Below are 24,979 nucleotides of genomic sequence, written 5' to 3'. Positions count from 1 at the left end.
AGGAACCGCACCCAACTCGGCTTCTACGTGGGCTGCCTGCACCTCCATCAGCGGCTTGCGGCCGAGCAGGAGCCGCTCTGCTTCCCCTTCCCCACAGCTCTGCCCGCTGGAGCGCCCGCCCTGAGCTGCCGCGGCCTCTACGACCCCCGCCTGAGTCTGCGCCGCAAGGAGCGGGTGGTCGGCAACGACGTCGACGCCGACGGGGTGCCACTGCTGGTGATCACCGGGGCCAATGCGGGCGGCAAATCCACGTTCCTGCGCAGCGTCGGAGTGGCGCAGCTGATGATGCAGGCGGACATGTTCGTATCCGCCTACTCCTTCGCGGCGGACGTCCGTGCGTGGCTGTTCACGCACTTTTGGCGCGAGGAGGACGCGGAGATGGAGAGCGGCAAGCTGGACGAGGAGCTGTCCCGGATGAGCGGCATCGCGGACCTCGTGATGTCCGGGGCGATGGTGCTGTTCAACGAGTCCTTCGCGGCGACCAACGAGCGAGAGGGGGCCGAGATCGCCCGGCAGATCACCCGCGCCCTTCTCGATTCCGGCGTCAAGGTCCTGCTTGTCGCCCACCTATTCGACCTCGCCCACAGCCTCCACAAGAAGCCACCGGCAGAAGGCGCGGTGTTCCTGCGGGCCCAGCGGCAGGCGGACGGGAGCCACACCTCCCGACTGGAGGTGGGCGGGCCGCTGCCCACCGGCTTCGCCTGGATCTGTATCGCGGCGTCTTCAAAGAGCCCGCTCAGGCTCCGGGGCTTCGGGATCGAGCCTTGGCGTCGGGTATCGGCATTCGGCCGTCCTGTGCCGGGTCCTGGGGTGGTGGTGGGGCTGTGCGGGTTGTCGTTGTCATCGCCCGATCGGATGTCTCCGCGGTGGTGTTCGGTGTCGGCTGGGTCGGCGGTGTCCGGGTGTCGGTTCTACGGTGGTGGCATGGTGGTGATCAGCGGTTGGCGGCGGGGGGCGGGTGCTCCGCTCGGGACGCTGGATGTGCTGGGGCCGGTGGTGTTGTTCGTGCTGTCGGTGGCGGCGGCCTCCGTCATCCCGCAGGAGCACCGGGTGGCGGTCCGTCCGGCTGCTGTGGTGCTGGCGGGGGTCTGTTGTTTTGCGTTGTTGTGGCGTCGTCGTCACCCGTTCGGTGTCCTGGCCGTCGCGCTTGTGTGCGGGGTGGGTTTTCAGGTGCTCGGGGTGCGGGAGAGTCCGTTGGTGACGAGTCCGGTCATTGTGTCCGTCTACACCGTGGCGGTCCGGACCGACCGGCGGACGACGTGGGTGGTGGCGTCGGCGTCGGCCGCTCTGCTGGTGGGGGCGGGTGTGGTGTTCGGCTCCCGGTCATGGCTCGGGGACAACGTGGCGATGGTGGCCTGGACGGCGCTGCCTGCCGCGGTGGGGGACGGGGTGCGTTCGCGTCGCGCGTATGTGGCGGCGGTGGAGGAACGGGCGGAGTATGCGGAGCGGACGCGTGAGCAGGAGGCGCGGCAGCGGGTGGCGGCCGAGCGGATCCGGATCGCGCGCGAGTTGCATGATGTGGTCGCGCACCATATCGCCTTGATCAATGCGCAGGCCGGTGTTGCTGTTCACCTGGTGGAGCGGCGGCCGGAGCAGTTGGTGACCGCGTTGGAGGGCATCCGGGACACCAGTCGGTCCGCGCTGGAGGAACTCCGGGTGACCGTGGGTCTGCTGCGGCAGTCCGATGATCCGCGGGCGCCGCGGGATCCGATGCCGGGTCTGGCGCAGGTGCCGGAGCTGCTGGCGTCCTTCGGGCGGGTGGGCCTGTCCGTCGGGTATACGCGGCGCGGTGTGGCCGGGCCGCCGGCGCCGGCGGTGGATCTGGCCGCGTACCGCATCGTGCAGGAGGCCCTGACGAATGTGCGCAAGCACGCCGGGGCCGATCACGCCCGTCTCTGTCTGCACTACCGGCCCCAGTGGCTGACGGTCACGGTCGAGGACGACGGGTGTGCCCGGCCGGACAGGCCCCCTTCCGGGACCGGTCACGGGCTGATCGGGATGCGTGAGCGTGCGGCCAGCGTCGGGGGAAAGCTGGAGGCCGCGGCGCGTCCCGGCGGGGGGTTCACCGTGACCGCCGAACTGCCGCTGCGGCCGGGTGCGGCCGTCGTGGCACCGGTCGGGCGGGACGCCGGGGAGGGATGGGCATGACGATCCGGGTACTGCTGGCCGATGACCAGGCCCTGCTGCGGGGCACTTTCAGGATGCTGTTCGATTCCGCCGACGACATGGAGACGGTGGGTGAGGCGTCCGACGGCCGGGAGGCGGTGGAGCTGGCGAGGGCGCGGCATCCGGATGTGATCCTGATGGACATCCGGATGCCGGAGATGGACGGGCTGGCCGCCACGCGGCTGATCGGTGAGGCGGGGGATCTCTCGGCGGTGAAGGTTTTGATCCTGACCACCTTCGAGGACGACGAGTACGTGGCGGAGGCTCTGCGGGCCGGGGCGAGCGGCTTTCTCGGCAAGGGTGCCCGGCCCGGGGAGCTGCTCGAGGCCGTCCGTACGGTGGCCGCAGGGGACGCGCTGCTGTCGCCTGCGGCGACCCGGGGGCTGATCAGGCGGTTTCTGGCGCAGCCGGAACCGTGCACGGCGGCCGTGCACGAGCGGCTGGAGTGCCTGACGCGGCGGGAGCGCGATGTTCTGGGGCTTGTCGCGCTGGGACTGTCGAACGAGGAGATCGCCGAGCGTCTGTTCCTCAGCCCGTTGACGGCCAAGACCCATGTCAACCGGGCCATGACCAAGCTGGCCGTCCGTGACCGGGCCCAGCTGGTGGTCATCGCCTATCAGTGCGGTGTGGTCAGCCCGGTGACGGGGGCGGTTCGTCCTGCGGTGTCCGGGTGAGTGCCGGCGTGGCCGCGGAGCGCGTCGTGGCCCTGGCGGGGAGCGCGTCGTGGCCCTGGCGTGGGTGGGGCTGTGGTGGGTGGGGCTGTCGGGTACTGCGGTCGTGGTAGCCGGGAATTGCTGCGCGGGGACGATGCGCGGGGGGCCGTTGCCGGGCGATGGTGAGGTCATGGAACGGAGCCGTGTACCGGTTGTGCCGGCCGGACACCGGCCCCGTGGACGGGGTGATCGCCACCCCTGCACGAAGGGACCTGCCATGTTCACTGCCTCCCGGGATTGCCGCATCATCGGTGACCTGCTGGAAGGACACGCCCTCAACGTCCTGGACCCCGGGGAGACGAGCGCGGTCCGCGCCCATCTGGCGGCCTGTGCCGAGTGCCGGGACGAGCATCACTGTCTCGCGGCCGTGGCCGCGCACCTGTCCTGTCTTCGCAGGGCCCTGGCGGACGGCCCGGGCCGGCCGCGGGCGTCGTCCCCGTCCGGGGCGGCCGGCTGCGGCCGTGGTTCGCGGCATCGTCGCCGCCGGCACGGTGCGGCCCGAGGGGCTCCGGCCGCTTCGCTCACGCTGTCCCAGTGGGTGAGCCGGCTTGCCTGTGTCAGGTGAGCGGCCGGGCCGTGGGCGGGTCCGTCCGGGCGGCGTACTTGCGGTGTGCCGCCCGGGCGGGCCGGGGGAGGGGGTTCACCGCGGACCGCGGCGGACGCTGCCGGCGGTGCCTGGTGGTGTACCCGTCCAGGGGGATCCTGTGTGTGCCCGGTGCGGGGCCTCCCGCGCCGGGCGCCGCCGTCTCGTCGGGGCTGCCCGGTGCGGTGGTGGTCGCCCTGTCTCACGGGTGGCCGAGGATGCGCTGCGAGCGGCCGGTGACCCGGCCGGAGCGGCCGGCGGCCCGGCGGCGGGCCGGGTCGCACGTCCACGAGCGCGGGATGTACAGCTCACGGTCCACTGCCGCGTGTCCGCGGCGGCCCGCGTAGACGAGGTAGACGGCGACCTGGGAGTTCTCGATCCTCCCGGCGGTGCCGGTGTACTGGCGCTGGACACCGACGGTGTGCGTGCCCTTTTTCACATCCCCGGTCTCATCGACCACCAGCACCGCATTCTTGTCCTGCGGGTGCTCCGGTACGTACTCACGCACGTCGTCGCGCACGGTGTCGGCATCCCGCCTGGCCCGGCCGAGCAGGTGCTGCATGCCGTCCGGATTCGCTTCCCCGGCCCACTCGGCGATGCTCCAGCAGTTCTTGCGCGGCAGGTCCGACAGCAGCCCCAGCACCAAGTCCCGCACCCGGCGCCGGGGTTCAACCCGCGCGAACCGGCCCGCTATCCGGCCCATCACGACCTCGAACGCCTCCTGCCAGCGGACAGGGCCTACGCTATGACCCGCGGCTACCGCATGATCTTCAGTCTTCACACACCGATGATCACCGGTGGCCGCACCCGTCTTCACCACCCCCTCGGTCACGACGTGCGAAGGCGGGGCCGCATCCGGTGTCCCGCTCGGGCACGCAGCGTCCGCCCGCCGACTCGTACCAGGAGGACACATGCAACGCGGCGAAGTCTGGTGGGTCGACTTCGACGAGCGACGCCCGGTCGTGCTGCTGTCGGACGACGAGTCATCCGGGTTCCAGGTCATGCAGGTCGTTGCGCCGGCGGGCGTCGACATCAGCGGCCTGGGCGTTGAAGTGGCGATAGGCGCCCGGGAAGGGCTGCCCTTCGAAGGCGTGCTGCGGTTCGCGTTCCCGCGTCCAGGCTTTACTCCTTGCACCTGGCTGACCACTGTCGCCCGGGACGACCTGATCGAGCGGGCGGGCGTGTTGTCCTCCGCGAAGCTCAGCGAGGTTGGAGCCGCCCTCCATACCGCTGGGCAGAGGAGGGAGTGGACCCCGATGACGGCTGCCGGGCTCCGCGAGATCAAAGATGCCCGCCGTCTCGGAGGACTCGAGTAGCGGACGCCTCTGCTGCCCGGCTCGATCTCGTCGACGACCGACGGCGGCCCCCTCTCCACCGCCCTCCAGCAACAAGATCACGATCTACGGCTGGAGTATCAGGTGACAGCATCCCGAGCAGGTCCGAAGCCGGGCAGCAGTTGCAGCCGCTCCACGACGCGGCGCACCGGCTGGGCAAGCCGGTCGTTCTGGCGGCCGGGGCCTTTCTCGCGTACCTCAGGGGAAGCGTTCTGGAGGTCCCCCGCCGGGATTCTTCAGTCGCTGGCTTCGGGGCGCCCTGACCGTTTTTCTTGCCGCTTTCCTTGTTGCCGTGCCTTTGGACGGCCGGGGCGTGCGGTCACAGCTGGAGTCGCTCGCCGGAGGTCTGGCCGGCCTCGGGGCTACGGGCGAGCTGACCAAGATGGCGGTGAAGAGACTCAGCAAGTACTGCGAGGACAGGGTCATCTGCAAAGAGCCGCATCCATCTCCGGAGCTCGTCAAAGAGGCTGTGGAGAACCTGCTGCAGGACCTGCCGCAGCTACGCACGCGTTTGTGCACCGCAAGCAGGGACAGGTACGGAGACTGCGGCCGGCTCGTAGCAGAAGCCGACCTCAGGGTGGACGTAGGCCTGGCCGGCGCCGTCCTGAGCTGTGTCCTGGCCACCCGGTCAGACCCGCTGGGGGCGTTCGTGTGCCTCCCCATGACGCTTCTGGCTTATCGGGGTCTCACCAAACTCCGCGAGGCCAACGACCTGCCGGTACTGGCGGTCGTCACCGGGCTCGTGAAGTCGCCCCGGTTCGAGGAATACGTCGACGCTCTTGGCCCCGACTGGCGTGAATCCGCACCTGGTCATCAGCAGTCCCGTCGACGGCGGGTTCGCCGGGGCCGAACGGCCAGACCCGCCGGACGCCAGGAGTGCGCCGGGGCTCGGTGTCCAGTAACCGGTCGGTTCGTGAACAGAGGCCGGCCCGGCGGCTCGGGAGCATCTGTCCTGCGACAGCGAAGATTGATCGGCACGGAGCGCCGATGCCGCGGGGGGACCGTCGGCGAACTCGGCAGCTGTCCGGGCCCGGCTCCGCATACGTTCAACCGCATGGCTGACGACTGCTTCGCGCATCCACGACTCGCCGCGATCTACGATCCGCTCGACCCCGACCGCAGCGACCTCGACGCGTACCTGGAGATGGCGGAGGAGTTCGAGGCGCAACGAGTACTGGACATCGGCTGCGGCACAGGGGTGTTCGCACTTCTCCTGGCCGACCGCGGGATCGAGGTCGTCGGCGTGGATCCCGCCCGGGCGTCCTCGACGTCGCCCGGGCCAAGCCGGGCAGTGAGCGTGTGCGCTGGATCTGCGGTGACGCGACAGACCTCCCACCGCTGCAGGTCGACCTCGCGACGATGACAGCGAACGTCGCCCAGGCCATCGCTGATCCGCCGGCATGGCACAAGACGCTGGAGGGAGCCCGCGAAGCACTGCGGCCCGGCGGGCAGCTGGTCTTCGAGACGCGCGATCCGGCCAGACGCGCCTGAAAAGAGTGGACCCGCGAGAACTCCTACCGTGTGACCGAGATCCCCGGTGTCGGCTCCGTCGAGAGCTGGGTTCGGCCGCTCGAGGCGAGCCGGCCTCTGGTGACGTTCCGCCGGACCGACAGGTTCGCAGTGGACGGACAGGTGCTGACGTCGGATTCGACGCTGCGTTTCCGCGGGCGGGAGGAGGTCGGGCGGGATCTGGTCGCGCGTGGAGACGTGGTGGAGGAGGTTCGCGATGCGCCCGATCGCCCAGGAAGGGAGTTTGTCTTCCTGGCGCGACGTCCGTGATCTCCGGTGCCCCACTCCACTCAACCTTCGGTGAGAAACCCCAGTGGCCACCGATCTTCGGCGGCCACGCTCGACCCTCGCTGCGCGAGGTCGGCCCAGGACACCGCTTGAAACGTCACGTCACCCGCCGATCGCAGTCCGTACGCAGTTCGTACGGTGAAAGTACGCGATCCTTACGGTTCACGGGGTAGGGTGCCGGTCAGGAGGTGTTCCATGTCCGAGCTGTTCGACGCGGTCGACGCACTGGTCGCGTCCCGCTCTCCGCTGCCGCCGGCGAAGGAGCGCAAGCGACTGCGTACCGCGCACGGCCTGACACTGGACGAGGTGGCCGCCGCGCTGAAGGTGCGCCGTGCCACGGTGAGCGCCTGGGAGTCCGGCAAGACCGAGCCCCGCCCGCCGGAGCGTGAGGCGTACGCGCGGCTGCTCACGCAGCTCGCGGAGCTCTACCCCGCCCCGGTCGACACGGCCGCGCCCGTCCAAGACACTGCCGTGCCGGCCGCGTTCACCGCGACGCCCGCCCCGGCGGAATCGCAGACTCTGTCCACAGGCCCGGCATCCGACGCTGCGGACATGACCGCAACCGAGAACACCCAGACCAGCCCCGCCCTCGTCGCCGCTGCTCCGGCGGCCGCGCCGCGTCCGGCGCGCACCACCGGGCCGCCGTCGACGCCGTGCCGCCCGGGCACGCGGAAGACGGCCCCGGCCGGCACCCCGGCGGGCGGCGCCGACGCGCGCTTCGAGAACGGGCCGCTCGCGGTCGTCGACGTCGAGGACGGGCAGGTGCTGGCGTACTGCACCGGCGGCCTGGTCCTGAACGTGCCCGCCAGGTCCCTCCCGTCCCTGGTCGACTGGACGCTCACGGAGGCACGGCTCGGGCAGCCGAAGCTGTCCGGGCCGGGCAAGGACGCCGACCCACTGCTCGTGCTCACCGAGGCTGCCCTGGAGCGCTACGGCCTGCCGGCCGCCCTCACCGATGAGGAGCGGCTCGCCGGGCGGATCCCCGAGGGCCATAAGGTCATCAAGCAACTGGCCCGTGCCGACTGGAAGCTCACCAAGCGCGGGTTCGGGCCGTGGGCGCGGATCTACCGCCCCGCGCAGGGCTCGGAGCGGGCCTGCGTCCAGCTGTGCATCCCGTCCTGGCACGCGCTCGACACCCGCCACTGGGGCGGGGCCGGACAGCTGCCGCCGGCGGACCTCGCCCACGTGCTGGGCGTGTACGCGTCGCAGGTGATGACGCCGCGCGGCTCCACCGCCGTCACCGGCCTGGAGCTGATGACCGCGCTGCACCCGCCGACCCGGGCCTCCGAGCCCGACGCCGACGGCAAGCGGCACTCCGAGCACCACCCCAACAGCCTGGGCAAGGACCCGGTCGACCCGGCGCCGTGCGAGGCCCCGGACGGGCACCCGCTCCTGGCGGACCTGCCGCGCTTTCACGTGCGCGGCCCGGCGGAGAAGCTCTTCGAGGAGGCCTACGACTGGGCACGCCCGATGACCGATGCCGAATGCCTGCGCCGCCACCTGGTCGGCATCGACGTGAACATGGCCTTCGCCGCCGGCGCCAACGGCCTGAACGTCGGCCTCGGCGCGCCGACGCACGTCACCCACCCGGTGTTCGATCCGAAGCTGCCCGGCAGCTGGCTGGTGGACCTGTCCCACGTCGACCTGTCCCGCGTGAAGGTCGGCAAGGACACGTGGACGGAGCTGGACGCCGGCCTGCTGCCCAGCCCGTTCACGCCCACGGGCGAGCGCCCCAAGGGCCCGGCCTGGTATGCGACACCCACCGTCGCCTACGCGGCGGAGCTGGGCTACGAGGTGCGCCCGATCGAGGCGTGGGTGCGGTACGAGAACGGCCGCTACCTGGACGGCTGGTACCAGCGGCTGCGCGACGCCTACCTGGCCACGATGGCCGACCTCGGCGTGCACGCGGACCTCTCCCCGGCCGACTTCCTGGCGGCCATGGACGGCCACAAGCAGCGCGACCCCCAGCTGGCGATCGTCGTCTCGGCGATCAAGGCCACGGTCAAGGGCGGCCTGGGCAAGCTCCGCGAGCGCCCGCGCGGCGAGGGCTGGCGGCCCGGCGAGCCGTGGCGCGCGCTGTCCCGCCCCACCTGGCGGCCGGACATCCGCGCGGCGGTCATCTCCCGCACCCGCATCAACCTGCACCGCAAGATCGTCAAGCACGCGGCGTTCACCGGCCACTACCCGGTCGCGATCCTGTCCGACTGCGTCGTCTACGCCACCGACGGCACCAGCCCGCTGGACTTCCTGCCCTACCGGGACGGCAAGCCGCTGCCCGGCGGCTTCAAGCTCGGCATCAACCCCGGCCTGGTCAAGCACGAGGGCACCCAGACCGTCCTGTGGGGCGAGGAGATCCGCGACCGGTTCGACGCGCCGGAGCTCAACCTCGCCCGCTACATCAAGGACGGCACCGTCACCGACGTCGACAACGGAGAGTAGGAGAGAGCGACGATGAGCCTGTTCGGGGACGGCCTGGACGCCGCGGTGCACAAGGCGTTCACCCGCCCGGCTCCCAAGAGCGCGCCCGCGCAGATGCGCTACCTGGTCAAGCAGATGGGAGGCACCAAGCCGGTCGCCCAGATGCTGCGCATCTCCCAGCGCACCGTCGAGCGGTACGTGAAGGACCAGATCAAAAAGCCCCGTCCGGAGCTCGCCGCGCGCCTGGAGCGCGAGGTGAAGAAGCGGTGGCAGCCGCAGATCCGGGCGAAGGCCCGGCAGAAGGCGGCGACCACCGGCGGCATCGTCATCGACACCCGCGCCCGCCTCGGCTACACCGCGCCGATCGGGTCGACGGACCAGGACCGCATCCGGCACCTGACCATCGCCCTGCCCCCGCGCTACGCCGCCCGCCTCTTCGAGGCCCAGGAGGCCGGGGCCGGCGACGCCCGACTCCAGGAGATCGCCGCCGAAGCCCTCAAGGAGGTGTACTTCCAGGACGGCGGACGCCGCGCCGGAAGCCTGGAGGAGGTCCGCTTCACGGACATCGAGCACCTGGAGTTCGACCTGTAGCAACCGCGCCCCGAACCGTGCGTGAGCCCCGGGGCGACCGAGCACCCGGACGGATCCGAAGACGACGCAGACGACATGGTGTCGCGGCCCGAAAAACGGGTGACCGTGCCGGACGGCCGGCCGCGCGGCTGGGACCGCGCCCTGCCGGCCCGGTCCACCCTCGCCACCATCGACCAGGCCCTCACGGCCGCCCTCCCGGCCCGCTTCAGCATGCCGCGCCTGCCGGCCCGGTCCGGGCGGACCGTCATCGTGGACGAAATCCACGCCCTGACCCCCTGCACGCAGCAACCGCCGGGCCGCCCGCTGAACCGGCTGAGGGCTTTGGGCCGCCCCGTCGCCCTGCTGCCCCGTCGCCCTGCCCGCCCGTACCGGCAGCCAGACGGTGCGCCACCACCTCACCGGAGCCGGCCCCGCCCCCGGACCGTGCTCGCCGACCGCGCCCGGGCGCCCACCGACCCGGGCCGGCCGTTCGCCGCGGCCGCCGACGCCCCTCCTCACCCGGATCGATCCCCGGGCGGCCGGCGAGCACGCCCGGCGTTTTCGCCGCACCGCCGAGATCCCCCTGCACCCGGTGCGCCACGGGCGCGCACACCGGCCCCGACGGCGCGCCCGCCCGCGAGAGCCGGCTCGTACGCATCACCACCGAGATCGCGCCCGCCGTCGAGGGCGGCGGCTGTGCGCTGGTGGTGCGCGCGACCGCGCCCGGGCGCCCACCGACCCGGGCCGGCCGTTCGCCGCGGCCGCCGACGCCCCTCCTCACCCGGATCGATCCCCGGGCGGCCGGCGAGCACGCCCGGCGTTTTCGCCGCACCGCCGAGATCCCCCTGCACCCGGTGCGCCACGGGCGCGCACACCGGCCCCGACGGCGCGCCCGCCCGCGAGAGCCGGCTCGTACGCATCACCACCGAGAGCGCGCCCGCCGTCGAGGGCGGCGGCTGTGCGCTGGTGGTGCGCGCGACCGTGGCCGACGACCGGCGCACCCGCCAGCACCTGAGGAAGGTGCCGGACCGGCCGGGCGGAGCGGACGGCCGGCCGGTGCTGCACGCCCGCCCGGTCCCTGGCGTGCGGCCCTCACCCCTCAGAGCCGCGGTTGCCTCAAGCGCACCGGCGAACGTCCCGACCGGCGCTGTCACGTAATGGGGTGCGGGGGTCTTTGCCGGCGTGCCGGGGTGTGGCGGGGGCCGGTTTCCGGGCCGGTTCCCAGACCTTGGCGGATCACGTGCCGCGGCCGGCGCGGAACGGCCACTGACCGCGCTGCGCGCAGTGCGTGCAACCGGCAGAAACCGGCGCAGAATGGGAATGTGGTCTTCCGTGGCGGCCGGGCAATCCCTCGGCGGGGGGTGGACCGTACATATGAGTGTGCCGAGTTTCCGGTTCCCGTCGGCCGTCTTTCGGACGAGGCTCTGCTGTCCGGGCTGGCCACCGGTGATCCGGAACTCGCGGTCACCTTCGTACGGAGGTTTCAGCGCGCGGTCTTCGGTGTCGCCGTCGCCGTCACCAAAGATCGGCAGCTTGCCGAGGACATCGCCCAGCAGACGTTCGAGCGGGCGTGGCGTCATGCGCAGATCTACGACTCGCGCCGCGGGTCGGTGACGACCTGGCTGACGACCATCGCGCACAATCTCGCCGTCGACGCCGTGCGTGCGCGGCGGACGGAGCCGGTGGCACCCGAGGACCTCGACACGCTCCTCGACGCCGTGACCGAGACTCCCGAGCAGTGGGCCCTGGCCGACGAGGCCTCGTCCCAGCTGCGGGCCGCCGTGGCGCGCGGCTGCCCCGGGAACAGGGTCGTGCCCTGGTGATGGCGGGCATCTACGGAATGACGGCCCAGCAGATCGCCGACTGGGAGAAGATCCCGCTGGGCACCGCCAAGACGCGGATCAGGACGGCGATGGGAAAGCTGCGGACCACACTCGCCTCTCCGGATCGAGGGGACCATGGCCAGTGACGTGACCTGCGAGAAGCTGCGGGAGGTCGGCGCCGAGCTGGCACTGGGCGTGCTGCCCGGCCGTGAGCGGGCGGTGGCGGTCGCACATCTGGACCGGTGCGCGGCGTGTCGGGAGTGCATCGAGCACATGACCCTGGTGGGCGACGGACTGATCGGGCTGGTGCCGGGCAGCGAGCCGCCGCTCGGGTTCGAGACCCGGGTGGTGCGCAGACTGCCCCAGGACGCGACGGCGCACGAGGGGGGACCCCGCCCGCGGGCGCCCGGCCTCACGCACGGGACGGTCCGCAGCCGCGCACGCCGCATCCGGCTGCGGGCCGCCTCCGCCGTGGCCGCGTTCGCCTTCGCGTTCGGGTTCACCGGCTGGGCGGCCGGCACCGCCATCGAGAGTCTCACGGCCCCGAGCCCCCCTGCCGTAAAGGTCCAGACGCCTTTGAGGGAGGGAGAGCTGACCTCGGCCTCGGGCCCCGGGCCGTCGGCCGGAGACGTCTACGCTCACCCCGCAGACCCGGGGAAACCCGGTTGGATCTACATGAGCGTCGACCTCGCCGCCGCCGGCACTCCGTACAGCGGCAAGGTCGTCTGCCTCCTGGAGCGCACGGACGGCACCACGATCCGCGTGGGCACCTTCACCCTGAGCAACGGACGGGGTGACTGGGGCGCGGCGGCCCCGGTCGACCCCGCGGCACTCGCCGGCGCCCGCCTGACCGCCTTTGACGGCACCGTCCTGGCCACCGGCCGCTTCGAGACCGGCCAAAGCGCGTGAGACCGGCGCCCCGCCCCGTCCTCAGGGGCGGGCGGCGCGGCGCCCCGGGCCGGGCAGCGTCGCGTCGAGTGCGGCGGCCAGTTCGGCGACCGAGGGCCGGGACGACGGATCGGTCCGAAGGCAGCCGTCGATGGCCGCCGCGAGCCCCCCGGGCAGCCGCCGCCGCGAGCCGACCGGCGGGGCGGCCTCCTCCAGCTGCGGATACCAGCGGTCCTGGCCGCCCGTGACGCTGCCGTCGCAGGGCTCGTCCCCTTCCTCCCCACGGGGAGAAACCCCGCGGCGATCCCCGCGGCCGAACGGCACGTCGCCGGCGGCGACCTCGTACAACGTGATGCCGACGCCCCACACGTCCGCGGCTGCCGACAGCGGCCCGCCGCGGGCCTGCTCGGGAGCGAGGTAGCAGAACGTGCCCGCCCCCGCGGGCGCGGGCCCGGGCGGCCGCGCGGTACTCAGGTCCAGCACCTTGGCGTGACCGCGGTCCACCACCACGTTCGACGGCTTGAGGTCCAGGTGCAGCAGACCCTGACCGTGGAGGTAGTGGATCGCGGAACACAGCTGCACCCCGAGCAGCGCCACGTCGGCGGCGGACGGCCGGCGCCGCAACCGGTGGATGAGGTGGGACAGCGTCTCGCCGGTCAGCGTCTCCAGCACGACGAGCGGCACCGGCGACTCGAACGTCTCGTACGCGCGGACCAGGTGCGGGTGGGTGAAGGCCCCCAGCCACCGCCCCTCACGCAGCAGCCGCTCGCCCAGCTGCTCCTGCTCCCGGCGGTCGGGGCGCACGGCCTTGACCACACAGCGGCAGTCCCGCTCCTGGCTCCAGACGTCGTAGACGTCGAGCCAGCCGGTGCGCGCCAGATGCGCCAGCACCTCGTAGCCCGGGACCGGTCTCGTGCCGGGCGCCAGAACCGGGGCGGCCCGCACCGCCGGGACACTCACGGCAGCACCGTCCCCAGGGCCGGGGACCCGGCCGGGGACCCGGCCGGGGCGTTCAGCCAGTGCAGCCGGGCGTACGTCCCGCCGCGCTCGAGCAGGTCGTCGTGGGCGCCGCACTCGACGATCCTGCCCCGGTCGAGAACCACGATGCGCGTGGCGTCCTGGACGGTCAGCAGGTTGTGGGAGATGACGACGGTCGTCCGCCCGGCCATGAGCCGGCGCAGCGGGTCCATGATCCGCCGGCCGGACCGCACATCGAGGCCGGTGGTCGGTTCGTCCAGGAGGAGCACGGGCGCGTCCCTGATCATCGCGCGGGCGATCGCCAGGCGCTGGCGCTGCCCGCCGGAGAGCGTCCGGCCGCGCTGGCCGACCATCGTGTCGTAGCCCATGGGCAGCAGCTCGATGAACTCGTGCGCGTCCGCGGCGCGCGCCGCCGCGACGATGTCCGCCTCCGTCGCCTCCGGCCGGCCGTAGGCGATGTTGTCCCGCACGGTGCCGTGGAAGACGAGCGTCTCCTGCAGGACCACCGCGACGCTCTCCCGCAGGTCGGACAGGCGCAGGTCCCGCAGGTTTGTCCCGTCCAGGCGGACCGCGCCCCGGTCGGGATCGTAGAAGCGCAGCTGCAGCTTCGCGACCGTCGACTTGCCGGCCCCGCTGGCCCCGACCAGCGCCAGCGTCTCCCCGGCCGCCACGTGGAACGACACGTCCGACAGCGCCCAGGACGGCGTGCCGGGATAGCGGAAGAAGACGCCGTCGAACTCCACCTCCCCTCGCGCACGGCCGGTCCGGCGGGCACCGGCGGCCTCGGCGACCTGCGGCCGCTGGTCCAGCAGCTCGATGATCCGTTCGGCCGAGGCGGACGCCGCGTAGAAGGTGGTGCCCAGGTGGGACAGACCGCGGACCGGACTGTAGAGGTTGCCGATCAGCGCCAGGAAGACCAGCAGTCCGCCCAGCGTGAGCTGCCCCTGGGCCAGCTTCCAGGTGCCCAGGCTCATGACCGCCAGGACGCCGGACACCTCGATGACCTCGACGACGGATCCGTAGACGGCGCGGATCCGCGTCGAGGCCATCGTGGCCCGGAACCTGCCGACGTTCTCACGCTCGAACCGGCGCTCCTCCCACCTCTGCCGGTTGTACGCCTGCACCAGGGCGACGTTGCCCAGCGACTCCTCGGCGATCGCGCTGATCGAACCGCTGCGGCGCCTGCGCTCCCGGGACGCCTCCTTGATCAGCCGCGCGAAGTGCCGGGCGGCGCGCCAGAACAGCGGCACGATGACGAGGGCGAGGAGGGTCAGATCCCACTGCAGATAGAACAGCAGACCGAGGAAGACACCCAGGCGGATCACGTAGTAGAGGGCGTCCGCCACTCCCGAGAGCAGGAACGTCTCGACCGTGTCGACATCGCCCGTCACCCGCGACAGCACGTCCCCGAGCCGCCGGCGTTCGAAGAACCCGAGCGACAGGCCCTGGACGTGCCGGAACACATCGGAGCGCAGCGTCAGCAGGAAGCGTTCGCTGACCCACGTGGACGTCACGTCGTCGGCGAACCCCAGAATGCCGGAGCCGATGACGAGCCCCAGATAGGTCGGTGCGATCCACAGGAGCGGTCCGATGTCGCGGGGAACGAGCACACCGTCCACCACGGTCTTGAAGAGCCAGATCTCCGTGGCGTCGAGGGCGGGGCCGATCAGGCTGAACAGGACGACGGGAACGAACCAGCGCCGCCGCCGCGGGTATAGGGCCAGAACCGCCGGAACACCTCGCGCAAAGACACCGGGGCGCGGCCGCCACCACATCGGAAGCCTCACCCACCGACAGCAGACGCCGCAGGACATGCACCATGGCATGCGTTCCTCGTGGAGGGACGGACGGAGCGGACCAGGGCCTTTCAATCTACGGTCCGCTCAGCCTCCGTAGCGTGGTCACTAGTGGCCGTAGCCGTAGCCGTGCCCGCGACGGTCGCCGTGGTCGTGCCCGTGGCGGTCGCCGTGGTCGTGCCCGTGGTCGTGCCCGTGACCGTGCCCCGAGAAGTCGTCGCGGCGCGACGTGTCGTTGTTGCGGTCCCGGCGATGGGCAGGCATCAGACTGCTGAAGATAGCCATTGCGTTCCTCCTGAAAATTACTCCACACGGGATACGTCTCAGGACGGGACTTGGATGGCGTTCCGGGGCAATAAGTCGAAAATGCTGGAGGATCGGCCAAAGCCTCGGCACCGCTCGGCCCCGCCGCGCCGCGAGCCCCGCGGCGCACCGCACCCGGCGGACTTGGGACCCGCAAGGTGGGCAGAGCCCGATGACCGGGCGCACGCCCGAGGCGGTGCCGATCGGTGCCACGGCTCAGCATGGGTGCTGGTCAGCGGGCCGGGCGGCGACGAATGACTCCGGCGCAGGCGGCGAGTCCGGCGCTGTTCTGGGGCGTGAGAAGGGGAAAGAGGACGGCGGCGCTGCCCGGCCCCCCGCACGCCGATCAGCCTCCAGAGCCCTTTTGCCGATCGGCGGCGCCCGGAGCGCCCACCGAGGCGTCTGCGCCCCCTGGGGTGGGGTGGTGTCGTGCCGGTGAACCGCCCCGGCTCGCCATAAGGATCGAGTCATGGCACGACCTTCCCGTCACCCCCTTGAACTCCGCCGGCATGCGGTGCGCATGGTCGCCGAGGCGCGCGACGACCACGCGCACGAGACGGCCGCCTTGCAGGCGGTCACGGACAAGCTCGGCACCGGCTCCCGCGAGACGCTGCGGAACCGGGTGAAGCAGCACGAGATCGACGCAGGACCGCGTCCGGGGACGACGACGGAGGAGTCCGCCCGCTCAAGGCGTTGAAGAAGGAGAACGCCGAACTGAAGCGGGCCAACGAGATCCTCAAGGCCGCGGCGAGTTCCTTCGCGGCCGAGCCCGACCGGCCCCCCACACGCCCGCAGCGTTCCTCGAGGAGCACCGGGACCGCTTCGGCGGCATCGAGCCGATCTGCAGGACACTCACCGAACACGACTGCACGATCGCCCCGTCCGCCTCCCGCGCCCACAAGAAACGCCCGGCCGCCCCGCCCGCCCGTTCTGTGCGGGACACGGAGCTCAAGAAGCTGATCCGCCAGGTCCACACCGACAACCACCGTGTCCACGGCGCCCGGAAGATCTGGCGGGAGCCGACCCGCCGGGGTCATCAGGCGGCCCGGCGCACCGCCGAGCGGCTGCTGCGCGAGCCGGGCAGCGCCGGCGCCGTCCGCGGCAAGAGGGTGCTCACCACGATGCCGGACCAGCAGGCCGAGCGGGCACCGGGCCGGGTGGACCGCGACTTCGCCGCCGGCGCTCCGAATCGCTGCCGGGCCGGGGATCTCACGCACGCGGCCACCTGGCCCGCAGTGGTCCACCTCGCCTTTGCCCTCGACACCTTCTCCCGCCGGATCGCCGGCCGGCTCGCCGCGACGCCGAAGGAGCCCCGGCTCGTCCTGGACACTCTGAAGACCGCGCTGTGGCAGCGCGACCGCGATGAATATCCATATGTGCGCGGCGAGTTGACACACCACAGCGATGCGGACAGCCAATACACCGGTGTCCGGCCGGCCGGACACCCGGATGCGGCCGGCATCGCGGCCCCGACCGGATCTGCCGGCGACGCGTACGACAACGCCCCGAGGAAGAGCACGATCGGCCCGTGCAAAACCGAACGGCTCAAGCCGCAGCGGCCCTGGAAGACCCTCTCCCCATCGAGCCGGCCACCGCCGGTGTGGACCGACTGGCACAACCACCGCGGGCTCCACGGGGAGACAGCCCCCGTCCCACCCGTCGAGGACGAGGCCGATCACTCCAGGGAATCCAAGAAACCCCAGGTCACAACCACAATGTGAGATCTCTGCCGAACCCGGGGCGGTTCAGTGTGCTACGAGAACCTCACCGACCTGATGCAGACCACGGATCCCGACGAGCCGAGCCGCCGTATCGAGCAGATCCGTGACCACCAACGGCAGCGGACCGCCCACCACCCCGCCCTCGACCCCGGCCGCACGGCCCCTCCCACAACCACAGCCAGGAGCAGGCCACCGCACACCAGCAGCACCGCCCCCAGAACCCCGGCCCCACACAGAAACCCCACAAGCCTCCCACCGCGGCACCCGGCCCGCGGAACGGGCGCCCGCCACCCGCACGGCACAAGGTGCAGCCCAGACACGGCGCACGGCGAACAGAGGAACCGGAAGGATGCGGCCCGGTGGATGTCCCGGCGCCACCGGCGGCGGCCCCTCCCCGGGCGTCATCGGCCCTGCCACTGCCTTCCGCCCCACTTCCTGAACAGTGCTGCCTGCCCGCGAGGACCTGCTCACTCACAGACCACCGGTAGGCTGCAGCGGTGCGCACGGTCGAGCTTCTGCTGGACGAGGCGGCAGAACTAGCGGTTCGAAAGGCCTGGCGGCGGCTCGCGGACGCGGGGCTGCCCAGTCAGGCGCGCCACCGCTCACCGACCAACAGCCCGCACCTCACCCTGGCCGCCTGCCCGGAGCTGACCGCCCCGATCCGCTGGGAGCTCGCCGAGGTGGCCGCCGCCCTGCCGCTGCCGGTGCGGTTCACCGGCGTGGTCCGCTTCGAGAGGCCCACCTCGGTGCTGGCCTGGTCGCTGGATCCCGACTCCGCGCTGGCCGGCGTGCACCGCCGGGTATGGGAGGCGGTGGCCTCGGACAGCCCGCCCGAGACCCTCAGCCCATTCCACGAACCCGGGCGCTGGAGCCCGCACATCACCCTCGGCCGTACCCGGCGGGCAGGTGCCTTCGCCGGCCGGCGCATCCCCGAACTGCTGCCGGCGCCGCCGCTGTCGGCCCGGCTCATCACCCTGCGCAGCTATGACACCCACACCGGCGCCCTGGAGGTGATCGAGCCCCGCCCCTGAGACGCCCCGACACCAACCGGCCAGCGCCCCCGCCGAAGGGGCAGCCCAGCGGCCGGCGGCACCGTCCGCAACGCCCCTGCAGCCACAGCGCTCCCTGATCCGGTCGTCCTGCCTCCGCCCCCCTGGAGGGCGCGTCCGCCCAGCCGCTGACCCAGCGCAGCCCACCACCGGAGGCAAGAAAGATGCACCCGCCTCCCGCAAGCACGGCGTTGATGCTCCTGTTGATCGTCGAGCTTGCCGACGAGATGAGCACCCTATGGTGACCGGGTGCGGTACTTGACGGAGTCGTTCATCCTCGGGGCCCTGCGGCGGGAGCGTTCGGTCGAGCAGTTCCTTGGGCCGTGCGGCCCGACGGAACGCCCGGTGTCGGCGAAGCAGACGTCCAGGCCGGTAGCCAGGGCCAGCGCGGCATGCCGTCCCATCCCGGTTCCCTGGTCAGCGACTTGCGCACCAACTCCGGCATACCGTCGATCTGGTGGGTGAGCACGGTCGACAGGCCGTCGGCGTTCTCGCCCTTCGGCAGGGCGAGGATCATCAGGAAGCGGGTGGCGCGGCCGGCCGGGGTCGCGGCCGCGGTAGCGCCGTTCCTGCCCACGACGAGGTCGCCTTCCCAGCGGCCGGGGACCCGGCGGACGAGAGCTTCGGCGGGACGGTCGTGGATCGAGCGCAGGCCGGCGATCCGGCTCCTTGGGACGCATCGGGCCTGCGGCGGGGGCCGCGGGCAGTGCGGCGGCTGGGCAGCATCACGCCCAGCCGGGCGAGCTCGCCCTTGGGCGGTGCGTAGATCCACGTGCAGACGGCCTCGTGGGAGATCGTTTCCCCGCCGGCCGGGAGCGAGCCTTCCATGACTGCCACACTCGTGTCCTGGGCCTCGAGTTTCAAACGGCCCGCGATCTGGTTCGGCGTGCGCCCGTACCGCAGGTCGGCCAGGACCCGCTGCCGCAGCAGCACGTTGTCGTCCAGCAGGCGTTGCTGAGGCCGCCGACGCCGCGTCGCCGCCCGCTTGTCGGCCGTCGATGCCCGGTAGCCGCGCGTCGAGGAGTTGCGTGCCGGCTCCCGGCTGACCACCGACGAGCATCGGCCGACCCGCCGGGCGATCTCCCGCACCCCCTCACCTTGGGCGCGTCCGACCGCGATCTCCTCACGCTCCTCACGCGTCAACGGTCTCCGCACGGCCACGGGCAACCCTTCTCACCCGCACTGTCGCTTCGAGGCGATGACACCGCCCGCCCTTGACCGGCCAGCACGGCCCGCACACTCCACGAGCGGGCGGCCCCGGTCGGCAACGCTCTCTGAAACTCCCCACTCCGTTGGACTCCGGACCGAGTGGGGCGACGAGTATCCCTGGCCGTTTTCAAAGATCCTCATCAACCCGCCCTCACCCCCGCGGCGAATCGCGCAGCAGAGTCCGGTCGGACCTCAAAGCGCCGAAGTCGGTAAACGCCAAGCTAAATACAGGTAGCTTTTACGCCCGCCTTTGCCGTAAGTATGCCAATGTCGCGATTGGTGCCGCATGCGAGGATCCCGGCGGGCGTTATGGCCAGAGCGCCCGCCATTGCGGGCAGGAGCAAGCGCGAGGAGACCCGCTTGTTGAGGTCCCGGATGCGGACCGTGCCGTCTAGTCCGCCAGTGACGGCGGCAGGCCGGCCGTCCAGCTCGCGAAGCGGGTCGGCCTGACGCCGCCGTCGTGCCTGCGGCGGGTCAAGCGGCTGGAGGAGGCCGGCGTCATCGCCGGCTACCGGGCCGTCATCGACCCCGAGGCCATGGGCCGCGGCATGGAAGTCCTCGTCGACGTCGAGATCCATGCCCAGGACCGCACGACGATCGAGGAGTTCGAGGCCGCCGTCGCCGCGTACGACGAAGTCGTCGAGTTGCGCCGTATGTACGGCAGCCCGCATCACTTCGTCCGCGTCGCCGTCGCCGACGACGCCGCCTACGAGGCCTTCGTCATGGACAAGCTCACCGGCCACCCCGCCGTCCTCCGCCTCGAGTCCCACCTCACCATGAAAACGATCAAGGCCGAGGGCTGACTCTCAGACCCCGGCCGCTCGGTGCAGTTCGGTGCGGGACCGGCCCGGCAGCCGGACGGCTGCCGGGATGCGAATGTGGTCAGCGGCGTTGTGCGGCGGCGGTCAGAGCCTGGTCGAGGATGTCCAGGCCGCGGTCGAGTTCGGTGTCGGTGATGGTGAGCGGGGGCGCCAGCCGCAGGATGCTGCTGCTGCCGGGGAACTGCACGATGTTCAGGTGCAGGCCCAGACGGAAACAGGCGTCGGTGACGGCGCTGCCGAAGTCGCCGGCCGGCTCCTTGGTGTCGCGGTCGGTGACGAGTTCGACGCCCTGGAGCAGCCCGCGTCCGCGGACGTCACCGATGTGCTCGTGACGGTCCTTGAGTTCACTCAGGCCGCGCTGGAGCCGGTCGCCGAGCCGCCGCGCGGTCTGGTCGTAGGCGCCCTGGGTGAGGACGTCGATGACCGCCAGGCCCACGGCCGCCGGCAGCGGGTCGGAGACGTGGGTGGTGGCGAAGTAGTAGCCGCGCTCGTGGCAGCGCGCCTCGATCTCCTCGCTGGTGATCACGGCGGACAGCGGCAGCCCCGCCCCGAGGGTCTTGGACAGGGTGAGGATGTCCGGCGTGACGCCGTCGCGCTGGAAGGCGTACCAGTCGCCCGTGCGGCACAGCCCGGTCTGGGCCTCGTCGAGGATGAGGAGCATGCCGCGCTCGGCACACTTCTGCTTGAGCGCGGCAAGATAACCCGGCGGCAGGTCGATGACGCCGCCGGTGCTCAGGACGGGTTCGGCGATGAAGGCCGCCAGGCTGCCGGTGGACTGCCGATCGACCATCGCAAACGCGTGATCCAGTTCGGCCTGCCAGTCGTGGCGCCCGTCGCGGGTGAACAACGGCCGATAGGCGTTCGGCGTGGGAACGACGATGTTGCCCGGCGCCACCGGCCCGTACCCGGCCCGGGACACCCCGTAGGTCGCCGCCGACGAGGCATGGGTGACGCCGTGGTACGACTGGTCGAAGGCGACGACCTCGTACCCGCCGGTGGAGAGCTTGGCCATCTTGATGGCCGCCTCGTTCGACTCGCCGCCGGTGCTCAGCAGCAACACCTTGCTCAGGGAGGGCGGCAGCGTCCGGGCCAGGGCGGCGGCCAGATCGACCACGGGCCGGCTCAGCATCCAGCTGAACAAGTGGTCCAGGGTGGCGATGGACTGGCTGACGGACTCCACGATGGCAGGGTGGGAGTGCCCCAGCAGCCCGCTCATCTGTCCCGACGTGAAGTCGAGGATGGCCCGTCCGTCGCTGTCGAACACATACGATCCGGCGGCCCGTTCGATGAGAGCCGGTGAGAAGTCGCTGCGGGCGTAGCGGACCAGATGACGACGGGCCGTCGCCCAGAACTCATCGGCGGAGCCGACACGACGGACGGCCGCGGACTGGTCGGTGGGTGCGCTCATGTCCTGCCTTCGCCTCGGAAACAGGGAGTGCAGCGAGGCTAGGAGAAACAGCCGAGCACCCGATTGCAAACATTGCCCACCGGACAGCTTCCTCGGCATACTTCACGCGTGGACCGCACCGACCGCGCAATAATCGAGCAACTGCGCCGCGACTGCCGCCTGACCAACACCGAACTCGCCGACCGGATCGGCCTGACGCCCTCACCCTGCCTGCGCCGCGTCAGACGCCTGGAAGAGCAGGGAGTGATCCTCGGCTACCACGCCCGCATCGCCCCCAAGGCCCTCAACCGCGGCTTCGAGGTCCAGGTCGACCTCGAACTCACCGACCAGGCCCGCACCACGGTCGAGCGCTTCGAAGCCGAACTGGTGGCCCTCCCCGAAATCGTCGAGGCACGCCGCATGTTCGGCGCTTCCGACTACCACGCGCTGATCTCGGTCGCCGACCTGGAAACCTACGAGCAGTTCATGACCCAACGGCTGCTCGCCCTGCCGGGCCTGGCCAAGCTCCAGTCCCGCTTTGCGATGAAAACCCTCAAAGCCGACGTGCCCCCGCCCGGAAGGTGACGACAGCACCGCACCCCCGTCACTTCGCCTATCTCGTCCCCGAGCCAGGCGACACTCTCGCCCGAAGCTTCTCGCATCAGACGCAGGTCTCAGTGTCCGATCCGGGCCTCTCGTTTGACAGACCCGGCGACGTCGCTGCGTAAGGGTGAGAACACGGCGCTGCTGACAGCGCGGACGGTGCTGTCGGTGTCCGTACAGGGACTCTCGGCGGATGCGTCCGCGCTGCTGCTCGGCCCCGACGGCAAGGTCCGTGGCGATCACGACCTGGTCTTCTACAACCATCCAGCCCAGGACGGTGTATCCGTCGAGGGCGCGGCGGTTCACTGCGGAGCTTTCTCGCCTGCCGGCCGACGTGCACCGTGTAGGGGTGGACGTGAGCGTTGATCCGCCGCAACCAGGTGCTGTCTTTACCCGAGCCCCTCAGCTGACGTTCACCCAGAACGGTGCCCCGTCGGCGTCGTTCACCGCGCCGGACTTCACCTCGGGGAGACCGCCGTGCTCCTGGCGGAGTTGTACCGCCGCGGTACGGCTGGAAGGTCCGGGCCGTGGGACAGGGCTATGCCTCTGGCCTTGCGGGACTGGCAACCGACTACGGCGTCGAGGCCGACCCCGAGCCCTCTGCCGTGCCGCTCCCTGCGCAGACATGCACGACAACGGGACAGGCCGCCGCGGTCGACCTGACGAAGCTGGAGCGGCAGGCCCCGGGCCCGCTAGTGCTCTGACCGCATAGGTTCGCCGGGTCGGTGGTCCGGGCGGTTGGATGTGCAGTGACGTCCGATCCGACCGCTGGGGGTGTGGTGGCTGAGCCTGTCCGTGTGCGCAGGTTGACCGACCAGGAGGGTCAGAGGCTGCAGCAGATAGTGCGCCGGGGAAGTACCAGTTCGGTGTGGTACCGGCGCGCGATGATGCTGCTGGCCTCGGCCGGCGGGAACCGGGTGCCGGTGAGCGCGAAGCTGGTGCAGGCCGACGAGGACACCGTCCGGGACCTGATCCACCGGTTCAACGAGATCGGCCTGGCCTGTCTGGACCCTCGGTGGGCGGGAGGCCGTCCCCCCCAGGCTCCGCCCGGGGGAGGAGGGCCTCCCGCCCGCTCAGTCCTGACGACGAGGACTTCGCCGTGGCGACGGCCACCACCCGCCCGACCAAGCTCGGCCAGTCCTTTACCCGCTGGTCCCTCCGCAAACTCGCCGCCTAACTTGCGCCGCGTGCCCGGCCACATGATCCGGATCAGCCGCGAGGCGTTACGGTGCCTGCTCGCGCGCCGCGGCATCACCTCCAGCGCACCAAGACGTGGAAGGAGTCACCCGACCCGGACCGCGCCACCAAGCTCGATCGCATGGAGGAGGTCCTGGACCGCTTCCCGGACCGTGTGTTCGCGTTCGACGAGTTCGGCCCGCTCGGTATCCGCCCCGCCCCTGGTTCGTCGTGGGCACCTGCCGGTCACCCCGAGCGTCACCCCGCGACCTACCACCGCACCCACGGAGTGCGCTACTTCCACGGCTGCTACTCGATCGGCGACGACACCCTGTGGGGCGTCAACCGACGCGAGAAGGGCGCCGCGAACACCCTGGCCGCACTGAAGTCGATCCGCGCGGCCCGCCCGGACGGCGCCCCGATCTACGTCATCCTGGACAACCTCTCCGCCCACAAAGGCCAGACGATCCGGCGCTGGGCGAAGAAGAACCGGGTCGAGCTGTGCTTCACCCCGACCTACGCGTCCTGGGCCAACCCGATCGAAGCCCACTTCGGACCACTGCGGCAGTTCACCGTCGCCAACTCCCACCACCCCAACCACACCGTCCAGACCCGTGCCCTGCACGCCTACCTGCGCTGGCGCAACAAGAACGCCCGCCACCCCGACGTCCTCGCTGCCCAGCGCAAGGAACGCGCCCGCAGCCGAAGCGAGAAAGGCATCCGCTGGGGCGGCAGACCCATCACCGCCGCGGCCTGAACGAACGAACAGCACAGCCCATCACAACGTGCCCTGCGAGGAGCACCGCATGCACCACCAAGACGTTCAGGCCGCCGTGGCGCAGATGCTGGAGGTACTGAGGCCTCGCACGGACGAGGACTGGACAGTGCCGGCCGGCCCGCTGGAGTGGAACTGCCGGCAGACCGCCTCACACATCGGCCACGACCTGCTGGCCTACGCAGGCCAGCTCGCCGCGCGCCCGGCCGACGCCTACCTCCTCTTCGATTTGCGCGTGCGCCCCACCGCCTCGCCTGCCGAGGCGCTGCAGGTGGCCGCCGCCTGCGGCGGCCTGCCCGGCAGCGCGCTGGCCACCGCCGACCCGTCCCTGCGGGCCTGGCACCGGGGCCCGTGCGACCCGACGGGATTCGCGGCGATGGGCGTCGCCGAGATCCTGCTGCACATCCACGACATCACCCGCGGACTGGCTGCCGCCGACACCGCTATGGGCGGCCGTGCTCGACCGGCTGTTCCCCGACGCCCCGCCCGGCGAGCCCGTCCCAGTGTTGCTGTGGTGCACTGGACGAGGGGACCTGGACGGTCTGCCCCGCCGGACGTCGTGGACGTGGAAGGCGGCACGGCCCGACTGAGCGCACTCAACTCGGTGAACCTGTGCGGTCAGAGCACTGGAGCCGTGGTCGGGTAGCCGCCGCGGTGGACCGCGTACCAAAGGGCTGCGGCAGGTGGACGTCGACGAAGCGCTCAGGCGCGGTGCAGATCTCCCGCAGGCCCTCCCGCAGCGCGCGGGGGTTCGCGGAGCGAGACCTCCTCCGTTGCGCGGGGGCGGGGCTGGTGTGCACCAGAAGGTGGAGGCCGGAACGTCACATCCCCCTCCGGACGTTTTCATGCGCATTGCGCAGTTGCTCGGG

At 71.5% G+C, this 24,979-nt stretch carries 21 protein-coding genes and 3 pseudogenes; 17 read left to right on the top strand and 7 right to left on the bottom strand.

Annotated elements, in window-relative coordinates:
- The first annotated feature begins 27 nt into the window (after positions 1 to 27).
- The 3 genes from PYS65_RS00325 (at position 28) to PYS65_RS00315 (ending at position 3,444) form a co-directional block, all read left to right on the top strand.
- Complete coding sequence (locus PYS65_RS00325) at positions 28 to 2,148, top strand: histidine kinase (protein WP_279331638.1); 2,121 nt, start codon at positions 28 to 30, stop codon at positions 2,146 to 2,148.
- Positions 2,145 to 2,840, top strand: a complete 696-nt coding sequence (locus tag PYS65_RS00320) for a response regulator transcription factor (protein ID WP_279331637.1) — start codon at positions 2,145 to 2,147, stop codon at positions 2,838 to 2,840. The genes PYS65_RS00325 and PYS65_RS00320 overlap by 4 nt, the downstream gene beginning before the upstream one ends.
- A gap of 133 nt (positions 2,841 to 2,973) precedes the next feature.
- Complete coding sequence (locus tag PYS65_RS00315; protein WP_341483710.1) at positions 2,974 to 3,444, top strand: zf-HC2 domain-containing protein; 471 nt, start codon at positions 2,974 to 2,976, stop codon at positions 3,442 to 3,444.
- Positions 3,445 to 3,664: 220 nt separating this feature from the next.
- Here PYS65_RS00315 and PYS65_RS00310 read toward each other — a convergent pair whose 3' ends face one another.
- Entirely contained in the window at positions 3,665 to 4,165 is a 501-nt protein-coding gene (locus PYS65_RS00310) for an IS701 family transposase (RefSeq protein ID WP_279337804.1), read from the bottom strand.
- Positions 4,166 to 4,373: 208 nt separating this feature from the next.
- Between PYS65_RS00310 and PYS65_RS00305 the strand changes: the two genes are divergently transcribed.
- The 6 genes and pseudogenes from PYS65_RS00305 (at position 4,374) to PYS65_RS00280 (ending at position 12,313) form a co-directional block, all read left to right on the top strand.
- Positions 4,374 to 4,778, top strand: a complete 405-nt coding sequence (locus PYS65_RS00305) for a type II toxin-antitoxin system PemK/MazF family toxin (RefSeq protein ID WP_279331635.1) — start codon at positions 4,374 to 4,376, stop codon at positions 4,776 to 4,778.
- Between the two features lie 1,072 nt (positions 4,779 to 5,850).
- Positions 5,851 to 6,575, top strand: a pseudogene (locus PYS65_RS00300) (class I SAM-dependent methyltransferase).
- A 213-nt stretch (positions 6,576 to 6,788) separates the two neighbouring features.
- A complete protein-coding gene (tap, locus tag PYS65_RS00295) occupies positions 6,789 to 9,032 on the top strand; it encodes a telomere-associated protein Tap (protein WP_279331634.1) in 2,244 nt (747 codons plus the stop codon).
- 12 nt (positions 9,033 to 9,044) lie between these two features.
- Positions 9,045 to 9,602 carry a telomere-protecting terminal protein Tpg gene (gene tpg, locus PYS65_RS00290; RefSeq protein WP_279331633.1) on the top strand — a complete coding sequence of 186 codons (558 nt, stop codon included), beginning with the start codon at positions 9,045 to 9,047 and terminating at the stop codon, positions 9,600 to 9,602.
- Between the two features lie 1,415 nt (positions 9,603 to 11,017).
- A pseudogene (locus PYS65_RS00285) lies at positions 11,018 to 11,550 on the top strand (RNA polymerase sigma factor).
- A complete protein-coding gene (locus PYS65_RS00280; RefSeq protein WP_279331632.1) occupies positions 11,540 to 12,313 on the top strand; it encodes a hypothetical protein in 774 nt (257 codons plus the stop codon). Before PYS65_RS00285 ends, PYS65_RS00280 begins: the two are co-directional and overlap by 11 nt.
- Before the next feature lie 21 nt (positions 12,314 to 12,334).
- On the opposite strand, the gene PYS65_RS00275 is transcribed toward PYS65_RS00280, so the two are convergent.
- The 3 genes from PYS65_RS00275 to PYS65_RS00265 all read right to left on the bottom strand — a co-directional run bounded on the left by PYS65_RS00275 (position 12,335) and on the right by PYS65_RS00265 (position 15,351).
- Positions 12,335 to 13,252 carry a serine/threonine-protein kinase gene (locus PYS65_RS00275; RefSeq protein ID WP_279331631.1) on the bottom strand — a complete coding sequence of 306 codons (918 nt, stop codon included), beginning with the start codon at positions 13,250 to 13,252 and terminating at the stop codon, positions 12,335 to 12,337.
- Positions 13,249 to 15,057 (bottom strand): ABC transporter ATP-binding protein, encoded by a 1,809-nt coding sequence (locus PYS65_RS00270; protein WP_279331630.1) that lies wholly within the window; start codon positions 15,055 to 15,057, stop codon positions 13,249 to 13,251. The genes PYS65_RS00275 and PYS65_RS00270 overlap by 4 nt, the downstream gene beginning before the upstream one ends.
- Positions 15,058 to 15,174: 117 nt before the next feature.
- Positions 15,175 to 15,351 (bottom strand): hypothetical protein, encoded by a 177-nt coding sequence (locus PYS65_RS00265; RefSeq protein ID WP_279331629.1) that lies wholly within the window; start codon positions 15,349 to 15,351, stop codon positions 15,175 to 15,177.
- 487 nt (positions 15,352 to 15,838) lie between these two features.
- Here PYS65_RS00265 and PYS65_RS00260 point away from each other — a divergent pair, with 487 nt between their 5' ends.
- The 3 genes from PYS65_RS00260 (at position 15,839) to PYS65_RS00250 (ending at position 18,121) form a co-directional block, all read left to right on the top strand.
- Entirely contained in the window at positions 15,839 to 16,066 is a 228-nt protein-coding gene (locus tag PYS65_RS00260; protein ID WP_279331628.1) for a hypothetical protein, read from the top strand.
- 235 nt (positions 16,067 to 16,301) lie between these two features.
- The gene (locus tag PYS65_RS00255) at positions 16,302 to 17,090 is read left to right on the top strand and encodes an IS3 family transposase (protein ID WP_279331627.1); all 789 of its coding nucleotides are present in this window, start codon (positions 16,302 to 16,304) and stop codon (positions 17,088 to 17,090) included.
- 497 nt (positions 17,091 to 17,587) lie between these two features.
- A complete protein-coding gene (locus tag PYS65_RS00250) occupies positions 17,588 to 18,121 on the top strand; it encodes a 2'-5' RNA ligase family protein (RefSeq protein ID WP_279331626.1) in 534 nt (177 codons plus the stop codon).
- A 289-nt stretch (positions 18,122 to 18,410) separates the two neighbouring features.
- On the opposite strand, the gene PYS65_RS00245 is transcribed toward PYS65_RS00250, so the two are convergent.
- Positions 18,411 to 18,656 carry a hypothetical protein gene (locus tag PYS65_RS00245; RefSeq protein ID WP_279331625.1) on the bottom strand — a complete coding sequence of 82 codons (246 nt, stop codon included), beginning with the start codon at positions 18,654 to 18,656 and terminating at the stop codon, positions 18,411 to 18,413.
- On the bottom strand, positions 18,656 to 19,300 hold the full coding sequence (locus tag PYS65_RS00240; RefSeq protein WP_279331624.1) for a helix-turn-helix domain-containing protein: 645 nt from the start codon (positions 19,298 to 19,300) through the stop codon (positions 18,656 to 18,658). Before PYS65_RS00240 ends, PYS65_RS00245 begins: the two co-directional genes overlap by 1 nt.
- Before the next feature lie 596 nt (positions 19,301 to 19,896).
- Between PYS65_RS00240 and PYS65_RS00235 the strand changes: the two genes are divergently transcribed.
- Positions 19,897 to 20,151 carry an Lrp/AsnC ligand binding domain-containing protein gene (locus PYS65_RS00235; protein ID WP_341483644.1) on the top strand — a complete coding sequence of 85 codons (255 nt, stop codon included), beginning with the start codon at positions 19,897 to 19,899 and terminating at the stop codon, positions 20,149 to 20,151.
- A gap of 79 nt (positions 20,152 to 20,230) precedes the next feature.
- On the opposite strand, the gene PYS65_RS00230 is transcribed toward PYS65_RS00235, so the two are convergent.
- Entirely contained in the window at positions 20,231 to 21,577 is a 1,347-nt protein-coding gene (locus PYS65_RS00230) for an aspartate aminotransferase family protein (protein WP_279331623.1), read from the bottom strand.
- Positions 21,578 to 21,685: 108 nt separating this feature from the next.
- Between PYS65_RS00230 and PYS65_RS00225 the strand changes: the two genes are divergently transcribed.
- The 4 genes and pseudogenes from PYS65_RS00225 to PYS65_RS00210 all read left to right on the top strand — a co-directional run bounded on the left by PYS65_RS00225 (position 21,686) and on the right by PYS65_RS00210 (position 24,756).
- The gene (locus tag PYS65_RS00225; RefSeq protein WP_279331622.1) at positions 21,686 to 22,141 is read left to right on the top strand and encodes an Lrp/AsnC family transcriptional regulator; all 456 of its coding nucleotides are present in this window, start codon (positions 21,686 to 21,688) and stop codon (positions 22,139 to 22,141) included.
- Between the two features lie 177 nt (positions 22,142 to 22,318).
- Positions 22,319 to 22,525, top strand: a complete 207-nt coding sequence (locus PYS65_RS35005) for a TerD family protein (RefSeq protein ID WP_341483726.1) — start codon at positions 22,319 to 22,321, stop codon at positions 22,523 to 22,525.
- A gap of 413 nt (positions 22,526 to 22,938) precedes the next feature.
- Positions 22,939 to 24,092 (top strand): annotated as a pseudogene (locus PYS65_RS00215) (IS630 family transposase).
- Positions 24,093 to 24,141: 49 nt separating this feature from the next.
- Positions 24,142 to 24,756 carry a hypothetical protein gene (locus PYS65_RS00210; RefSeq protein ID WP_279331621.1) on the top strand — a complete coding sequence of 205 codons (615 nt, stop codon included), beginning with the start codon at positions 24,142 to 24,144 and terminating at the stop codon, positions 24,754 to 24,756.
- Positions 24,757 to 24,979: the final 223 nt, after the last annotated feature.

Source organism: Streptomyces cathayae (genome assembly GCF_029760955.1).
Classification (GTDB): domain Bacteria; phylum Actinomycetota; class Actinomycetes; order Streptomycetales; family Streptomycetaceae; genus Streptomyces; species Streptomyces cathayae.
Note: the sequence above shows the minus strand (reverse complement) of the source record. Positions and strands in the feature narration are given on the sequence as shown.

Bases quoted from the DNA above. Each gene is read 5' to 3' on its own strand.
- PYS65_RS00315 (WP_341483710.1), top strand. From the start codon at position 2,974: ATGCGCGGGGGGCCGTTGCCGGGCGATGGTGAGGTCATGGAACGGAGC.
- PYS65_RS00245 (WP_279331625.1), bottom strand. From the start codon at position 18,656: ATGATCCTCGCCCTGCCGAAGGGCGAGAACGCCGACGGCCTGTCGACC.
- PYS65_RS00265 (WP_279331629.1), bottom strand. From the start codon at position 15,351: ATGGCTATCTTCAGCAGTCTGATGCCTGCCCATCGCCGGGACCGCAAC.
- PYS65_RS00280 (WP_279331632.1), top strand. From the start codon at position 11,540: ATGGCCAGTGACGTGACCTGCGAGAAGCTGCGGGAGGTCGGCGCCGAG.
- PYS65_RS00305 (WP_279331635.1), top strand. From the start codon at position 4,374: ATGCAACGCGGCGAAGTCTGGTGGGTCGACTTCGACGAGCGACGCCCG.
- tpg (WP_279331633.1), top strand. From the start codon at position 9,045: ATGAGCCTGTTCGGGGACGGCCTGGACGCCGCGGTGCACAAGGCGTTC.
- tap (WP_279331634.1), top strand. From the start codon at position 6,789: ATGTCCGAGCTGTTCGACGCGGTCGACGCACTGGTCGCGTCCCGCTCT.
- PYS65_RS00230 (WP_279331623.1), bottom strand. From the start codon at position 21,577: ATGAGCGCACCCACCGACCAGTCCGCGGCCGTCCGTCGTGTCGGCTCC.
- PYS65_RS00260 (WP_279331628.1), top strand. From the start codon at position 15,839: ATGGCACGACCTTCCCGTCACCCCCTTGAACTCCGCCGGCATGCGGTG.
- PYS65_RS00320 (WP_279331637.1), top strand. From the start codon at position 2,145: ATGACGATCCGGGTACTGCTGGCCGATGACCAGGCCCTGCTGCGGGGC.
- PYS65_RS00235 (WP_341483644.1), top strand. From the start codon at position 19,897: ATGGAAGTCCTCGTCGACGTCGAGATCCATGCCCAGGACCGCACGACG.
- PYS65_RS00310 (WP_279337804.1), bottom strand. From the start codon at position 4,165: ATGGGCCGGATAGCGGGCCGGTTCGCGCGGGTTGAACCCCGGCGCCGG.
- PYS65_RS00210 (WP_279331621.1), top strand. From the start codon at position 24,142: ATGCACCACCAAGACGTTCAGGCCGCCGTGGCGCAGATGCTGGAGGTA.